Source organism: Rhodococcoides corynebacterioides, assembly GCF_019834675.1.
Classification (GTDB): domain Bacteria; phylum Actinomycetota; class Actinomycetes; order Mycobacteriales; family Mycobacteriaceae; genus Rhodococcoides; species Rhodococcoides corynebacterioides_A.
Genome location: NZ_JABUBU010000009.1, coordinates 36,412 through 51,905, shown reverse-complemented (window position 1 = coordinate 51,905; position 15,494 = coordinate 36,412). Strand labels below are relative to the sequence as shown.

Annotated in this window: 14 protein-coding genes; 4 read left to right on the top strand and 10 right to left on the bottom strand. The window is 71.1% G+C overall.

Annotated features, from left to right (window positions below; translation table 11 throughout):
• Position 1 precedes the first annotated feature (1 nt).
• The 7 genes from HQ603_RS11480 to dxr all read right to left on the bottom strand — a co-directional run bounded on the left by HQ603_RS11480 (position 2) and on the right by dxr (position 8,780).
• Entirely contained in the window at positions 2 to 1,522 is a 1,521-nt protein-coding gene (locus HQ603_RS11480) for a cobyric acid synthase (RefSeq protein WP_222684669.1), read from the bottom strand.
• Positions 1,519 to 2,376 carry a type I methionyl aminopeptidase gene (gene map, locus HQ603_RS11475; protein ID WP_222684668.1) on the bottom strand — a complete coding sequence of 286 codons (858 nt, stop codon included), beginning with the start codon at positions 2,374 to 2,376 and terminating at the stop codon, positions 1,519 to 1,521. The genes HQ603_RS11480 and map overlap by 4 nt, the downstream gene beginning before the upstream one ends.
• 20 nt (positions 2,377 to 2,396) lie before the next feature.
• Entirely contained in the window at positions 2,397 to 4,190 is a 1,794-nt protein-coding gene (locus tag HQ603_RS11470) for a penicillin-binding transpeptidase domain-containing protein (RefSeq protein WP_222684667.1), read from the bottom strand.
• Positions 4,191 to 4,259: 69 nt separating this feature from the next.
• Positions 4,260 to 5,093 (bottom strand): GNAT family N-acetyltransferase, encoded by an 834-nt coding sequence (locus HQ603_RS11465; protein ID WP_222684666.1) that lies wholly within the window; start codon positions 5,091 to 5,093, stop codon positions 4,260 to 4,262.
• A gap of 30 nt (positions 5,094 to 5,123) precedes the next feature.
• Positions 5,124 to 6,278 (bottom strand): flavodoxin-dependent (E)-4-hydroxy-3-methylbut-2-enyl-diphosphate synthase, encoded by a 1,155-nt coding sequence (ispG, locus tag HQ603_RS11460; RefSeq protein ID WP_308126473.1) that lies wholly within the window; start codon positions 6,276 to 6,278, stop codon positions 5,124 to 5,126.
• Between the two features lie 76 nt (positions 6,279 to 6,354).
• Complete coding sequence (locus tag HQ603_RS11455; RefSeq protein WP_222684665.1) at positions 6,355 to 7,569, bottom strand: M50 family metallopeptidase; 1,215 nt, start codon at positions 7,567 to 7,569, stop codon at positions 6,355 to 6,357.
• 2 nt (positions 7,570 to 7,571) lie between these two features.
• Entirely contained in the window at positions 7,572 to 8,780 is a 1,209-nt protein-coding gene (gene dxr / locus HQ603_RS11450) for a 1-deoxy-D-xylulose-5-phosphate reductoisomerase (RefSeq protein WP_371831043.1), read from the bottom strand.
• Positions 8,781 to 8,829: 49 nt separating this feature from the next.
• Between dxr and HQ603_RS11445 the strand changes: the two genes are divergently transcribed.
• Both HQ603_RS11445 and HQ603_RS11440 read left to right on the top strand, forming a co-directional pair.
• Complete coding sequence (locus HQ603_RS11445; RefSeq protein ID WP_308126472.1) at positions 8,830 to 9,384, top strand: DUF1990 family protein; 555 nt, start codon at positions 8,830 to 8,832, stop codon at positions 9,382 to 9,384.
• A gap of 108 nt (positions 9,385 to 9,492) precedes the next feature.
• On the top strand, positions 9,493 to 9,768 hold the full coding sequence (locus tag HQ603_RS11440; RefSeq protein WP_222684664.1) for a DUF2631 domain-containing protein: 276 nt from the start codon (positions 9,493 to 9,495) through the stop codon (positions 9,766 to 9,768).
• Between the two features lie 10 nt (positions 9,769 to 9,778).
• Here the strand turns inward: HQ603_RS11440 and rlmN are convergent, their stop codons facing one another.
• On the bottom strand, positions 9,779 to 10,891 hold the full coding sequence (gene rlmN / locus HQ603_RS11435; RefSeq protein WP_222684663.1) for a 23S rRNA (adenine(2503)-C(2))-methyltransferase RlmN: 1,113 nt from the start codon (positions 10,889 to 10,891) through the stop codon (positions 9,779 to 9,781).
• 139 nt (positions 10,892 to 11,030) lie between these two features.
• Between rlmN and HQ603_RS11430 the strand changes: the two genes are divergently transcribed.
• Positions 11,031 to 11,423 carry a LapA family protein gene (locus HQ603_RS11430; RefSeq protein ID WP_222684662.1) on the top strand — a complete coding sequence of 131 codons (393 nt, stop codon included), beginning with the start codon at positions 11,031 to 11,033 and terminating at the stop codon, positions 11,421 to 11,423.
• A gap of 87 nt (positions 11,424 to 11,510) precedes the next feature.
• The gene (locus tag HQ603_RS11425) at positions 11,511 to 12,356 is read left to right on the top strand and encodes an HpcH/HpaI aldolase/citrate lyase family protein (RefSeq protein WP_222684661.1); all 846 of its coding nucleotides are present in this window, start codon (positions 11,511 to 11,513) and stop codon (positions 12,354 to 12,356) included.
• Between the two features lie 3 nt (positions 12,357 to 12,359).
• On the opposite strand, the gene HQ603_RS11420 is transcribed toward HQ603_RS11425, so the two are convergent.
• Positions 12,360 to 14,741 (bottom strand): ATP-binding cassette domain-containing protein, encoded by a 2,382-nt coding sequence (locus HQ603_RS11420; RefSeq protein WP_222684660.1) that lies wholly within the window; start codon positions 14,739 to 14,741, stop codon positions 12,360 to 12,362.
• A gap of 46 nt (positions 14,742 to 14,787) precedes the next feature.
• The gene (locus tag HQ603_RS11415; RefSeq protein ID WP_222684659.1) at positions 14,788 to 15,483 is read right to left on the bottom strand and encodes a class I SAM-dependent methyltransferase; all 696 of its coding nucleotides are present in this window, start codon (positions 15,481 to 15,483) and stop codon (positions 14,788 to 14,790) included.
• Positions 15,484 to 15,494 lie beyond the last annotated feature (11 nt).

Sequence of the window (15,494 nt, the reverse complement as noted above, 5' to 3'; positions counted from 1 at the left end):
CTCACCGCACGGTGAGCACCGGCAGGTCCGCGGGAACTCCCTCGGCGAGGAGCGTCGTCACGGCGTCCACGTCGAGGGAGTTCTCCACGAGATCCGCCAGCAGGTCCACCTGGGCCGTGCGCAGCGCGTCCACGTCGGTATCGGGCGCGACGACGAACCCGCGCCGACCCGCCCGGTCGGCGACGTCGGTCAGCCACGCCCGCCGGAACGCGTCGTTCTCGAGCAGTCCGTGCCAGTGCGTGCCCCACACGGCCGACCGCGCGCTGCCCTCCCCGGCGCCGTCCGCGCCGTCGAACCACGCCGGATCGGCCGAATGCACGACGCGTCCGTGATGAATCTCGTACCCGCGCAACCCGTTCGGCGACTCCACCCGACGCAGCACCTTGTCCGGCCGGAAGTCGATCTCGAGGTCGAGCACGCCGAGCCCGGCCACGACACCCGCGCCCGACTCCACCTCGTCGGCGATGCGTCGACCCAGCATCTGGTATCCCCCGCAGATGCCCAGGACCGGACCGCCGCGCTCGACCCGCCGCGTGATCTCGTCGGCGATGCCGGTGCGGCGCAACCACTCCAGGTCGTGCACGGTGGCCTTGGAGCCGGGCAGCACCACCAGGTCGGCGTCGACCAACCGTGACGGCTCGGTGGCCCAATGCACGCTGACCCCCGGTTCGCACGCCAGCGCCTCGACGTCGGTGGAGTTCGACACACGCGGCAGGCGGATCGCGGCGACCCGCAACCACTGGGTCCCGACGGGTGGACGGGGCCGTCCCACCGGAGCGTCGGCCGTCGTCCCCAACGAATCCTCCGCGTCCAGCCACAGGCCCTCGTCGAAGGGCATCACGCCGTAGGTGGGCCGGCCTGTGCGCTCGCGCAGCGTGTCGAGGCCGGGCTGCAGCAACGCCGGATCGCCCCGGAACTTGTTGACGACGAACCCCGCGATCAGCGCCTGGTCCGCCGGATCGAGGATGCCCAGGGTGCCGAAGAAGTGCGCCAGCACTCCCCCACGGTCGATGTCGCCCACCACGAGCACCGGCAGGTCCGCCGCCCGCGCGAGGCCCAGATTGGCCAGGTCCGTGGCGCGCAGGTTGATCTCGGCCGGTGACCCTGCGCCCTCGCAGAGGACGACGTCGAACTCGGCGCGGAGCGACGCCAGATCCTCCGCGACGACGGCGCGCAGCGCCTCGCGATGGGCCACGTAGTCGCGCGCGCCGACCGATCCGGTGGCCCGACCCCGGACCACCAGTTGCGACGTCCGGTCGCCACCGGGCTTGAGCAGCACCGGATTGAACCGCACGCTGGGTTCGAGGCCGCACGCCCGCGCCTGCAGCGCCTGGGCGCGGCCGATCTCTCCGCCGTCGAGCGTCACCACCGAGTTGTTGGACATGTTCTGCGCCTTGAACGGCGCGACGCGCACGCCCCGCCGCGCGAGCAGCCGACACAGCCCGGCGACCAGCACGCTCTTCCCCGCGTCCGACGTGGTTCCCGCCACGAGCAGTGCGCCGGCGAGCGGCGACGGGGTCACGGCAGGGTGAGGATCTCGGCGCCGGATTCGGTGACGACGAGGGTGTGCTCGAACTGCGCAGTCCACGACCGGTCCTTGGTGACGACAGTCCACCCGTCGTTCCACTGCTCCCAGTCGATGCCGCCGAGGTTGATCATCGGCTCGATCGTGAACGTCATGCCCGGTTCGATGACGGTGTCAACGGTCGGCTCGTCGTAGTGCAGCACCACCAGGCCGTTGTGGAACGTCGTGCCCACCCCGTGGCCGGTGAAGTCCCGCACCACGCCGTACCCGAACCGGTTCGCGTACGACTCGATGACCCGGCCCACGACGTTGAGCGCTCGGCCCGGCTTGACGGCCTTGATGGCCCGCATCGTGGCCTCGTGCGTCCGCTCGACCAGCAGCCGCGCCTCCTCGGAGACGTCCCCGGCGAGGAAGGTCGCGTTGGTGTCCCCGTGGACGCCGTCGATGTACGCGGTGACGTCGATGTTGACGATGTCGCCGTCCTGGATCACCGTCGAGTCGGGGATGCCGTGGCAGATCACCTCGTTGAGCGAGGTGCAGCAGGACTTGGGAAAACCCTTGTAGCCCAACGTCGACGGGTACGCACCGTGGTCGATCATGTACTCGTGGGCGATGCGATCGAGCGCGTCGGTGGTCACGCCCGGAGCCACGGCGTTGCCCGCCTCCCGCAGTGCCTGCGCGGCGATGCGCGACGCCACCCGCATCTTCTCGATGGTCTCCGGCGTCTGCACCCAGGGCTCCGAACCCTCGCGGGCGGTCTTCTTCCAGGCGTACTCCGGCCGCTCGATGTGCTTGGGGACGGGGAGCACGTCGGAGACGGTGCCGGGTTCGAGGACGGTGCGGACAGCCATGCCCCGAGCGTAGTCCGCGGTCAGTAGCCCTCGGGCAGCGCCGTGATCATGTCTCGCGTCACGGCGACGGCGTTGTCGGAACTGCCGCCGCGCACGACGAGCGTGGCGAACGCCAGGTCGCCGCGATACCCGACGAACCACGCGTGCGATCCGCCGTCGACCTCCGCTTCGCCGGTCTTGCCGTAGACCTCGCCCTGATCGGCGATCCGGTCGGCCGTGCCGCTGGTGACCACCGACCGCATCATGCCGCGCAACCCGTCGACGACGGCCGGATCGACCGCCGGCCGCTCCCCCTCGATCGTCGTGTCCTCGCCCTGGATCAGCCGCGGCACCGGCGTACTGCCGTGCGCCACGGTCGCCGCGGCGAGCGCCATGCCGAACGTGGACACGAGCACCTTGCCCTGGCCGAATCCGTCCTCGGTGCGCTGCACCAGATCCGGCGCGGGCGGAACCGAACCGGATTCGGTGGGTAGGCCCGTCACCGTGTACTCGGGGCCGATGCCGAACATGGCTGCCGCGCTGGTCAGGTCGTCGGGCCCCATCTCGCTGGCGAGTTTGGCGAACGAGGTGTTGCACGATCGCGTGAACGCCGTGCTCATCGAGACGTCGCCGAGCGAGAACTCGTTGTAGTTGGGCACGCTGCGCTCACCGATCACGATGCGACCGGGGCACGGCACGGTGGTGGACGGAGTCGCGAGACCCTCCGCGATGGCCGCGCCCGCCGTGACGATCTTGAACGTCGACCCCGGCGGATACAGGCCCATGGACGCGACCGGGCCGTCGCGATCGGCGGCCTCGTTCTGCGCCACGGCCAGGATGTCGCCGGTCGACGGCTGCATCACCACCATCATCGCCTGGTCGCGGGAGACGTTCACCGCGTTCTGCGCGGCCACCTGAACCGGCCGATCGAGGCTGATGCTGATGGACGGCACCGGTTCCGGCGCGGTCTCGGTGAGGACGCCGACGTCGGCGCCGTTGGCGTTGACGGCGACGACGCTCCACCCCGCCGCGCCGTCGACGCGGTCCATGACGGTCTTCTTGACCTGGCTCACCAGGTCCGGCGCGAAGGTCCGGTCCGTCGACACGAGGTCCGACTCCTCGGTGACGGCGATCCCGGGCAGGGCGCCCAGCTCGGCCGACACGGCGTCGTAGTCCTCCTCGCGCAGCGTCACCACGCGGTACGCACCGCGCGCGGCGGTCGCGGACTCGACCGTCGACTGGGCGGTGATGGACTCGTCGAACGGTCGCAGCAGTCGCTCGAGCGCACGCGCCGTCGACACCACCCGGTCCGACGCGAGCCCGTCGACGGTCCACGACACGCCGAACACGGTGCCGGGAACCAGGACGTCCGAGCCCGCGTGTTCGTTGACCCGCGCCCGCGGGGCGGCGGTGGACCGGAGCACCATCGTCTGCGTGTCGCCCAGCGACGGGTGCAGGTCGGTGGAGTTCCACCGGACCACCCAGTCACCCCCGCGGCGTCCCATCCGCAGCACCCCGTCGTAGGTCCAGGTGCGATCCCGCGGCAGGTGCCAGGTGTAGGTGTAGTCGACGGTCGCGGTGTCGCCGCTCACGGTCACCGCGCCGGTGCTCGCTTCGAGCGACTCCGCCTGCAGTCCGTCCCAGGCGGTGTCGATCGCGCCGGCCGCGAGGTCCGGTCGGTCCGTCCCGGCGGCCGCGGCCGCGCTGTCCCGCTCCGCCAGCGCGGCGACGAACGTATCGGCCGCGGACTCGGGACCCTGCGGTTTCGGGGTGCACGCACCCAGGGCCACGGCGAGCAGAACCGCGAGCATCGCGGCGACGGAACGGGAGATCATCGGGTCTCATCGTAGGACCGCGTGCCTGCCCGCCGGGCCCGACACGCAGGAGGCGGGGCTGGGCGCCGCTCAGTCCAGCAGCACGGTCGCGAAGGTTCCCACCTGCCGGAACCCCACCCGCTCGTACGCCCGCCGCGCGGGCACGTTGAAGCTGTTGACGTAGAGGCTCGCCGTGCGGCCCCCGGCGACGACGGCGGCGGCCACCGCCGCGGTGCCGATCGACCCCAGACCGCGGCCACGCCACAGTGGATGCACCCAGACCCCCTGGATCTGCCCGACGTCGCGGGAGAGGGAGCCGACCTCCGCCTTGAACACCACCTGGCCGTCCTCGAACCGCGCCCACGCACGACCGGCGGCGATCAGGTCGGCGATGCGGCGACGGTATCCCCGTCCGCCGTCACCGGCACGCGGGTCGACGCCGACCTCCTCGATGAACATCGCGACGGCCGCGGTGAGATAGACGTCGATCTCGTCGGCCGTGACGCGACGCACCTGCGGATCCCGGAGGACCGGCGGCGCGGACAGGGCGAGGAGCGGCTGCTCCGCCCGTACTTCCCGCGCCGCACCCCAGTCCGGCTCGAGCATCGACCAGATGGGCAACGTGAGCTCGGCTCGGCCGACCAGCGACGAGCACATCCGCGGCCCGCGCAGGGCGCGGTCGGCGAAACTGCGCAGATCGTCGCCCTCGCCCCGCAACGGCACCAGATTGGCGCCGGAGAAGCAGAGCGACGACGCCGGACCGCCACGCGACCAGAGTTCGCCGTGGTTGACCCTCGGCTCGATGCCGGACTCCTCGATGCGTGCCGCGACCATGCACGACGCGACGGGGTCCGACCGCAGGACGCGCAGGACCTCCTCGGTGTCGCGTCGTGTCAGCGCCTTCGCGCCGAGAAGCTTGAGCATCGGCGTCTCGCCGGGAGTCGGCCGTCGGCGTCAGCCGACGGACACCACCGGGGACGACCCCGCGTCGGCGTCGCCCTCGAAGGTCTCCGCGATCCGCATGGCCTCCTCGATCAGCGTCTCGACGATCTGCGCCTCCGGCACGGTCTTGATGACCTCGCCCTTGACGAAGATCTGCCCCTTGCCGTTGCCCGACGCGACTCCGAGGTCCGCGTCCCGCGCCTCGCCGGGACCGTTGACGACGCAGCCCATGACGGCCACGCGCAGCGGGATCTCCATTCCCTCGAGTCCCGCGGTGACCTGATCGGCCAGCGTGTAGACGTCGACCTGCGCGCGTCCGCAGGACGGGCAGGACACGATCTCGAGCTTGCGCGGCCGGAGGTTCAGCGACTGCAGGATCTGCGTGCCGACCTTGATCTCCTCGTTCGGCGGCGCCGAGAGGGAGACGCGAATGGTGTCACCGATGCCGTCGGCGAGCAGCGAACCGAAGGCGACGGCCGACTTGATGGTGCCCTGGAACGCGGGCCCGGCCTCGGTCACGCCGAGGTGCAGCGGGAAGTCGCACTGCGCCGCGAGCTGGCGGTACGCCTCCACCATGATCACGGGATCGTTGTGCTTGACCGAGATCTTGATGTCGCCGAAGCCGTGCTCCTCGAACAGCGACGCCTCCCACAGCGCCGACTCCACGAGCGCTTCCGGGGTGGCCTTGCCGTACTTCTGCATCAGGCGCGGATCCAGCGATCCGGCGTTGACGCCGATGCGGATGGGGATGCCGGCGTCCCCGGCCGCCTTCGCGACCTCCTTGACCCGGCCGTCGAATTCCTTGATGTTGCCGGGGTTCACCCGGACCGCGGCGCACCCGGCGTCGATGGCCGCGAAGATGTAGCGCGGCTGGAAGTGGATGTCGGCGATGACGGGGATCTGCGACTTGCGCGCGATCGTCGCGAGGGCGTCGGCGTCCTCCTGCCGAGGGCACGCGACGCGCACGATGTCGCAGCCCGACGCGGTCAGTTCCGCGATCTGCTGCAGGGTCGAGTTGATGTCGTGCGTCTTGGTGGTGCACATCGACTGCACGGAGATGGGGTGATCGCTGCCGACCCCCACGCTGCCCACCTGGAGCTGGCGGGTCTTCCGTCGCGGTGCGAGCACCGGGGGCGGTCCGGCCGGTATGCCCAGTCCTACGGTCACGTCTGTCCTTTCGTCGCCCGCCGGTGGCCACCGGCCGACTGCACAGCGGCCACCGGCCGACTGCACACCAGTCTAGTTACGGGAAGAGGTCGATGGGATTGACGATGTCTGCCGTGAGCGTCAACAGCATGAACGCCCCGCCGATCGCGATCACCACGTACGTCAACGGCATCAGCTTGAGGTAGTTCACCGGCGCCCCGCGACCGAGACCTCGCAACGCGCGAATGCGGTTGCGCACGCCCTCGTAGATCGTCACGGCGATGTGCCCGCCGTCCAGCGGCAGCAGCGGCAACAGGTTGAACACGCCGAGGAAGAAGTTCAGCGTCGCGAGCAGTCCGACGAACAGCTCCCACAGTCCGCGCTCGGCGGCCTGACCGCCGATGACGCTGGCCCCGACCACGGAGATCGGCGTGTCCGCCGAGCGCTCGCCACCGGTGACCGACGTCCACAGCGCGCCGACCTTCTGCGGGAGGTCGACGATCGCCTTGACCGTCTCCACGCCGGTGTACCCGGCGAACGAGATCGCGCCCGGCACGGCCGACAGGGCGTCGTACTGGATGGTCAGTGGGGTGCGCGCGACCCCGATCGCGCCGGTGGTCCGCAGCTCGGTCGCGTCGGGATCGTCCGCCGTCGCGGTGGAGAACAGGCGCTCGGTCCGCTGCACCTCGACGGGCACAGTCAGGGTGTCGCCGCCGCGGTCCACGGTCACGTCCACCGTGCCCTCGGCGTTCTGGACCGCCGCGACGACGTCCGCGAAGGTCGCCGTGGGCGTGCCGTTCACCGCGGTGACGACATCGCCGGCACGAATGCCCGCCGCGCCCGCCGGCCCCGGACCGGTGCACGGCGCGATCTCGCCCTCGGCGTCCTGCGGTGCGACGCACTGGGTGCCGGCCACGGTCGCCGAGGTGTCACGGTTCGGCAGCCCCCACCCGAGGGCCAGGGTGTAGAGCAGGGCGAAACCGAGCACGAAGTTCATGGCGATCCCGCCGAACATCACGGCCAGGCGCTTCCACGTCTTCTGCTTGTACATCGCGCGATCGACTTCGTCGGGCGCGAGTTCGTCGACCGCCGTCATCCCGGCGATGTCGCAGAATCCGCCCGCCGGGATCGCCTTCAGCCCGTACTCGGTCTCCCCGCGACGCCAGGAGAGGATCTTCGGACCGAAGCCGATGTAGTACCGGCGGACCTTCATGCCGGTGGCCTTGGCCACCCACATGTGCCCGCATTCGTGCAGTGCGATCGAGATGCCGATGCACACCGCGAACGCGACGACGCCGAGAACGAACATCATCGTCAGGAACGGCCTTTCTGTGCTGCGAGAGTGCGCGCGCGGTCACGGGCCCACGCGTCGCCCTCCAGGACGTCGTCGACGCCGGCCGGAGGTGCCGACCAGCGGTCCGCGCCGTCCTCCACGACATCGGCGACGACGTCCACGATACGAGGGAAGGACAGGGCGCCGGCGAGGAACGCCTCGGCTGCGACCTCGTTGGCGGCGTTGTACACCGCGGTGAGACAGCCGCCGAGCTCCCCGGCCCGGCGGGCGAGGGCGACGGCCGGGAAGACGGCGTCGTCCAGCGGCTCGAACTCCCAGGTGTGAGCCGACCGGAAATCCAGCGCGGGCGCGGCGTCCGCGACTCGGTCCGGCCACCCGAGGGCCAGCGCGATCGGCAGCAGCATCGACGGCGGACTGGCCTGCGCGAGGGTCGATCCGTCGGTGAAGGTGACCATCGAGTGCACGATCGACTGCGGATGCACCGTCACGTCGATGCGGTCGTACGGAATGCCGAACAGCAGGTGTGCCTCGATCACCTCGAGGCCCTTGTTCACCAGCGTGGCGGAGTTCAGCGTGTTCATCGGGCCCATGGACCACGTGGGGTGCTGGCCCGCCTGCTCGGGAGTCACCGACTCGAGACCCGCGCGGTCGCGGCCGCGGAACGGTCCGCCCGAGGCCGTCACCACCAGGCGGGCCACCTCCTCGCCGCGGCCCCCGCGCAGGCACTGGGCGAGCGCCGAGTGCTCGGAGTCGACCGGGACGATCTGGCCGGGCGCCGCCGCGTCGGTGACCAGGGACCCACCCGCGACCAGGGATTCCTTGTTGGCCAGCGCCAACCGGGCACCGGATTCGAGCGCGGCCAGCGTGGGCGCCAGCCCGAGCGATCCCACCAACCCGTTGAGAACGACGTCCGCCTCGGTCTCGCGCACCAGTCGCGTCGCCGCGTCCGGCCCCGTACGCACTCCGGGGACGTCGAGTCGCGACGCGGCGTCCGCATCGGCCACCGCCACGTCCGTCACGCCGGTCTCCGCGATCTGGCGCGCGAGCAGGTCGATCGAGCCGCCTCCCGCGGCGAGGCCGACCACGGTGAACCGATCGGGGCGCGCTGCCATCACCTCGAGCGCCTGCGTCCCGATCGACCCGGTGCTGCCGAGGACCAGCACCCGCGTCGGGCCATCGCCGCTCGCCGAACCATCGCCGCTCGCCGAACCGTCACTGTGCGTCGTCACCCGGACAGTGTGGCCGACGCACCTGACAGCCGCGTGTGAGGATGACGACGTGCCCTTCCGCGCGTCCGCCGATCCCGCCTCGTACCGCACCGCACCGTTGACGTACCCGGAGGTCGGGGGCACGGCGACGCTGCCGATGCCGCCCGGCTACCACCATCTCGAGCAGTCGCGGCACCTCGGCAGCGGTGAGCGGGTGTTCGACGACGCCGCCCGGCGCATCCTGCGCTGGGACATGCATCGCGGCGCCGGCCTCACGGTGCGCGCCACGTCCACGGAGGCGGAACCCGGGGCGATCGTCGTGCTCGGGCTCGGCCCGATCCGGATCCCCTGCCGTGTGGTCGACGTCGTGGACGCCCGGCCGGACGACGGCACTCGCGAACGCGGCTTCGCCTACGGAACGCTCCCCGGCCACCCGGAGCGCGGCGAGGAGCGGTTCGTCGTGCGGTTCGACGAGCGCACCGGCGCGGTCACGGCGCACATCCGGGCGTTCTCCACGGCGGGGAACGCGGTGGTCGCCCTCGGCGGTCCGCTGAACCGGCTGGTGCAAGGTGTGGCCACTCGGCGCTATCTGGCCGCGCTGGTCACGGGCGACTCGGCGCCCTGAGCGAGCCGCTACGACGACCGGTCGTACGCCGCGATACGATCACCGCACGTCTCGCCCCGGGAGTCGCGGGCCACCCGCCGACCCCGACGAACATCAGGAGGAACGGTCGTGACCGGAAGCATCGAGCCGCGCTCGGACGTCGAACGCGTCCCCGCCACGAACGTCCACGTCGCCGAGGTTCCGTCCGCCGCGTGGGGATGGAGCGGTGAGGCTCCGAAGACCTTCCGCATCGCCGGCTGGGTCGTCTCGGTGTTCCTGCTGGTCATGATCATCGGCAATCACACGGGCCGGGTCGAGGACCTCTGGCTCGTCGGGTTCGCCGTACTGCTGTGGATCGTCCTGATCCGCGACGCCCTGCTGCGCCGCAAGCCGCGCCGCGGCTGACCCTTCCGGCTCAGTTCTCCGCGGCCAGCTGGCCGCACGCCGCCGCGATCTCCTGTCCGCGCGTGTCCCGCACGGTGCAGGAGACGCCGCCGGCGCGGACGCGGCGCACGAACTCCTCCTCCACGGGCTTGGGGCTCGCGTCCCACTCGCTGCCCGGCGTCGGGTTCAGCGGGATCAGGTTCACGTGGACCAACGCGCCCAACGCCTTCTTCAGCTTCTTCGCGAGCAGGTCCGCTCGCCACGGCTGATCGTTGACGTCACGGATCAGCGCGTACTCGATGGACACGCGTCGTCCCGTCGCGTCGGCGTAGTACCGCGCGGCGTCCAGCACCTCGGCGATCGACCACCGGTTGTTGACCGGCACCAGGGTGTCGCGCAGCTCGTCGTCCGGGCAGTGCAGGGACACCGCGAGCGTCACCGTCAGCCCCTCGTCGGCGAGCTTGCGGATCGCCGGCGCCAGCCCCACGGTCGACACCGTCACCGAGCGCTGCGAGAGGCCGAGGCCCTCGGGTGCCGGTGAGACGATGCGCTTGACGGCCGCCACGACCCGCTTGTAGTTGGCCAGCGGCTCCCCCATCCCCATGAACACCACGTTCGACAGGCGGCCCTCGCCTCCCTCGACCACACCGTCGCGCAGATCCGCCGCCGCCGAGCGCACCTGATCGACGATCTCCGCGGTGGAGAGGTTGCGCTGGAGGCCGCCCTGCCCGGTCGCGCAGAACGGGCACGCCATGCCGCACCCCGCCTGACTGGAGATGCACAGGGTGGCGCGATCCGGGTAGCGCATCAGCACCGATTCGAGGAGGGTGCCGTCCCCCGCGCGCCACAACGTCTTGCGCGTGTCCCCGCCGTCGCAGGCCACGTGCTTGACCGGGCTCAGCAACGTCGGGAACAGCGCGGCACCGACCTTCTCCCGCACCGACGCGGGCAGATCGGTCATCTTGTCGGCGTCGGCCTGCAGTCGCCCGTAGTACTGCCGGGCGAGCTGATCGGCCCGGAAGGCCGGGAGACCGAGCTCGACGACGGCGGCGCGACGCTGCTCGGCGTCGAGGTCGGCGAGGTGCGTCGCGGGCATGCCGCGGCGGGGGGCGTCGAAGACGAGGGGAAGAGCGGTGGGTGCCATAGTGCCTCCAGTGTCTCACTGCGGAGTGACGAGCACGGACGGCTCGCATCGCGCGGATCGCTCGGTCGCATCGCAACCGGGCTTGGTACCCCCGGCTCGGTAGGGTGCAAACACCCCCGGCCCGGGTAATCATTCCCTCATGTCACGCACCTCGCCCGGCGCCGCCGATTCCGCCGCGTCCGACCCCGTCGATTCCCCGTCGTCCGCGCTGCCCGGTACCGGGCCTGCCGGTGGAGCCGATCTCGCCACCACCGACACCCGTCCGCCGGTCGGGAAGACTCCCGACGGCGTCAAGCACACCCGAGCGGCCGCGCTGTACACGGGACTGGTGGTCGGCGCGATCGTGCTGGTCGTGCTGATGGTGTTCATCCTGCAGAACCTCGACAGCGTGCCCATCCACCTGTTCGGCTGGACCTTCGACCTGCCGGTCGGCATCGGCATGCTGCTGGCCGCGGTGGCCGGCGCTCTCGTCATGGCCGCCGCCGGCGGCGTGCGGATCCTGCAGGTGCGTCGGGCGGCGAAGCGTAAGTAGCGTCACACGGCGTGGTGAATGTTCGGTGCCACACGTGAACACTATTGACGCAACCTTCCCCGATCGGCTGCGGCGATGCACAGTGGAATGGTGACGACCTTCCTGGAGAACCCTGTGTCATCAGTCGCTGCGGACCGGGCTCGGTCGTGGCTGCTCGTCCCCGGAAGCAAGCCCGAGCTGTTCGGTCCGGCCGTGGAGTCCGAGGTCGACGCCGTCATCCTCGACATCGAGGACGCGGTCTCGCCCGCCGGTAAGCCCGCCGCCCGCGATGCCGTCGTCGCCTGGCTGCGCAGCGGTCGCCGCGCCTGGGTCCGCGTGAACGACGCCACCACCCCGTTCTGGGCCGACGACCTCGACGCCCTGCGCGGCATCGACACCCTCGAGGGTGTCATGTTGGCCAAGACGGAGAGCGGGAGCCAGGTCGAGGCCACCGCCGCACGCCTCGGCGACGGGGCACGCGTGGTGGCGCTGATCGAGTCGGCGATGGGCCTCGAGGCCGCGCCGGAGATCGCCCGCGCGGACGCCACGTTCCGTCTCGCGTTCGGCAGCGGCGACTTCCGCCGCGACACGGGCATGAGCGCCGAGCCCATGGCCATGGCCTACCCCCGTGCGCGCCTCGTCGTCGCGAGCCGCGCGGCGCGGCTCGCCGGGCCGATCGACGGCCCGACGCTCACGGTCGACGACGAGCATCTCGCGCGCGACAGCCGTGTCACCGTGTCGATGGGCATGACCGGCCGCCTCTGCATGCACGCCGGCCAGGCACCCGTCGTCAACCGGGAACTCGCACCGTCCGTCGACGACGTCGCCTGGGCGCGCGAGACGATCGCCAGCCTCGGCGTCGACGGCGAGAACGTCCGCGACGGCAGCGATCTCCCCCGCCTCGCGCGCGCCAAGAAGATCACCGATCAGGCCCGGGCCTTCTCCATCGGCTGACCGTCACGGCCGGACGTACTCGGCCAGGTGCCGACCGGTCAGGGTGGACCGGTCGGCGACCAGCGCGGCGGGCGTGCCCTCGAACACCACCTGCCCGCCGTCGTGACCGGCGCCGGGCCCGAGGTCGACGATCCAGTCCGCGTGCGCCATCACCGCCTGGTGGTGTTCGATGACCACCAGCGACGTCCCGGCGTCGATCATGCGGTCCAGGAGCGCCAGGAGTTGCTCGACGTCGGCGAGGTGCAGACCGGTCGTCGGCTCGTCGAGAACGAGAACTCCGCCCTTCTCCCCCATGTGCGTGGCCATCTTCAGCCGTTGACGCTCGCCGCCGGAGAGGGTGGTCAGCGGCTGACCCAGCGCCACGTACCCGAGCCCGACGTCCGACAGGCGCGTCAGAATCCGGTGAGCGGCGGGCAGGGCCGCGTCGCCCTCCCCGAAGAACGACGACGCGTCCGCGACGGACATCCCCAGCACCTCGGCGATGTCCCGTCCGCCGAGCCGGTAGTCGAGCACCGAGGCCTGGAATCGGCGGCCCTCGCACAGCTCGCACGGTGTGGCCGTCCCGGCCATGATGCCGAGATCGGTGTAGATCACGCCGGCGCCGGTGCAGGCCGGACACGCGCCCTCCGAGTTGGGGCTGAACAACGCCGGCTTGACGCCGTTCGCTTTCGCGAAGGCCTTCCGGATCGGCTCGAGCAGTCCGGTGTAGGTGGCGGGGTTGCTGCGACGGGACCCCCGGATGGGGCTCTGGTCGACGGTCACGACGCCGTCCCGCCCGGCCAGCGAGCCGTGGATCAGCGAGCTCTTGCCGGATCCGGCCACTCCCGTGATCACCGTCAGCACTCCGGTGGGGATGTCGACGTCGACGCCGCGCAGATTGTGCGCGGTCGCGCCGCGGATCTCGAACGCACCCGTGGGCGTCCGGACTGTGTCCTTCAGCGCGACACGATCGTCGAAGTGCCGGCCGGTCACGGTGTCACTGGCGCGCAGGCCCGCCACGTCGCCCTCGAAACACACCGTGCCGCCGGCGGTTCCGGCGCCCGGACCGAGGTCGACGACGTGGTCCGCGACGGCGATCGTCTCGGGCTTGTGCTCGACCACCAGGACGGTGTTGCCCTTGTCCCGCAGCGAGAGCAGCAAGTTGTTCATCCGCTCGATGTCGTGCGGGTGCAGCCCGGTGGTCGGCTCGTCGAAGACGTAGGTCACGTCCGTCAGGGACGATCCCAGGTGGCGGATCATCTTCACGCGCTGCGCCTCGCCGCCGGAGAGCGTGCCGGCGGGACGGTCCAACGAGACGTATCCCAGGCCGATGTCGACGAACGAGTCCAGCGTCCGCCGCAGGGTGGTGAGCAGCGGCGCGACCGACGGCTGCTCGAGGTCGGCCACCCACCGGGCGAGGTCGGTGATCTGCATGGCGCAGGCGTCCGCGATGGACACCCCGCCGATTCGAGACGACCGGGCCGCCTGGGTCAGACGGGTGCCGTCGCAGTCCGGACACGTCGCGAAGGTCACCGCACGCTCGACGAACGCCCGGATGTGCGGCTGCATGGACTCCACGTCCTTGGCCAGGAACGACTTCCGGATCTGCGGGATCAGCCCCGAGTACGTGAGATTGATGCCGTCGACCTTGATCTTGGTCGGCTCGCGATGGAGCAGGTCGTCGAGCTGCCTCTTCGTGAACTTCGCGATCGGCTTGTCGGGGTCGAACCAGCCGCAACCACGGAAGATGCGGCCGTACCACCCGTCCATGCTGTAGCCGGGGATCGTGATGGCGCCCTCGTTCAACGACTTCGACGCGTCGTACAGCGCGGTGAGGTCGATGTCGGACACCGACCCTCTCCCCTCGCACCGCGGGCACATGCCGCCCGTGATCTCGAAGCTGCGACGCTCCCGGGTCTCGCGCCCGCCCTTCGAGACGGTCACCGCGCCCGCTCCCGAGATCGACGCGACGTTGAAGGAGAACGCCTGCGGGGATCCGATGTGCGGATCGCCCAGCCGACTGAACAGGATGCGCAGCAGGGCGTTGGCGTCCGTGACGGTGCCGACCGTCGACCGGGGATCGGAGCCCAGGCGGGACTGATCGACGACGATGGCCGTGGTCAACCCGTCGAGGACGTCGACGTCCGGTCGGGCCAGGGTGGGCATGAACCCCTGGACGAAGGCGCTGTAGGTCTCGTTGATCATGCGTTGCGACTCGGCCGCGACCGTGCCGAACACCAGCGAACTCTTCCCCGAGCCCGACACGCCGGTGAAGACGGTCAACCGGCGTTTGGGAATGCGCACACTGACGTCGCGCAGGTTGTTGACGCGAGCGCCCTGGACCGTGATGACGTCGTGGACGTCGGCGGGGTGGGTGTCGCGGGAGGGCGTGTCGGTCCGACTCATCGATGCTCCTCGCTGCAGTGATCGACCAGCAACAGACCGTAGCGCGTCAGCGGAGGTCGAGCGACGTCCGTCGTCGGACGTGGATGCGGTACCCGACCTCGAGGGTGCATCCGGAGACCTCGCGCCGGGCGCGGTCCGCCGTCGCGCGGGAGAATTCGATGCCGAGCACCGCGTCGAGCGTCCGACGGTCGTCGAAGACCCACCAGGTGCGGACGCGCCGATCGTCGAAACCCTGCGCGGCGAAGAAGCGCTCGACCGCGACCGGGTCGTACCGCGGCAGGTCCCGACGCATCCAGTCGCCGTACGGGGGCACGGTGGCGTCCAGATCGACGATCACCAACGCGCCGCCGGGCCGCAGCACGCGCAGGGCCTCGGCGATTCCCGGCCCGCAGCCCGGGCCGAAGAAGTAGGCGGTCCGCGCATGGACCAGATCGACCGACGCGTCGGCGAGGGGCAGCGCGTCGGCGCGGCCCTCGGCCACCCGCACGTGCCGCGCCCGGGCGGTGCGGCGACGAGCGCGCTCGACCAGCGGCGGATGCGGCTCGACGCCGACGACGCTCCGGGCACCCGCCGCGAACATCGGCAGGTGGAAGCCGGCTCCGCACCCGACGTCGACGACGTCCCGTCCGTCCCACGGAACGACGCTCCGCAGCACGCTCTCGACGAGCCCGTCGGGATCCTGGGCACGGTTCTCGGCCTCGTAGACCTCCGGCCAGTGCCAGATGTTGGGGCTCGGCACCACGCCCGAGCGAT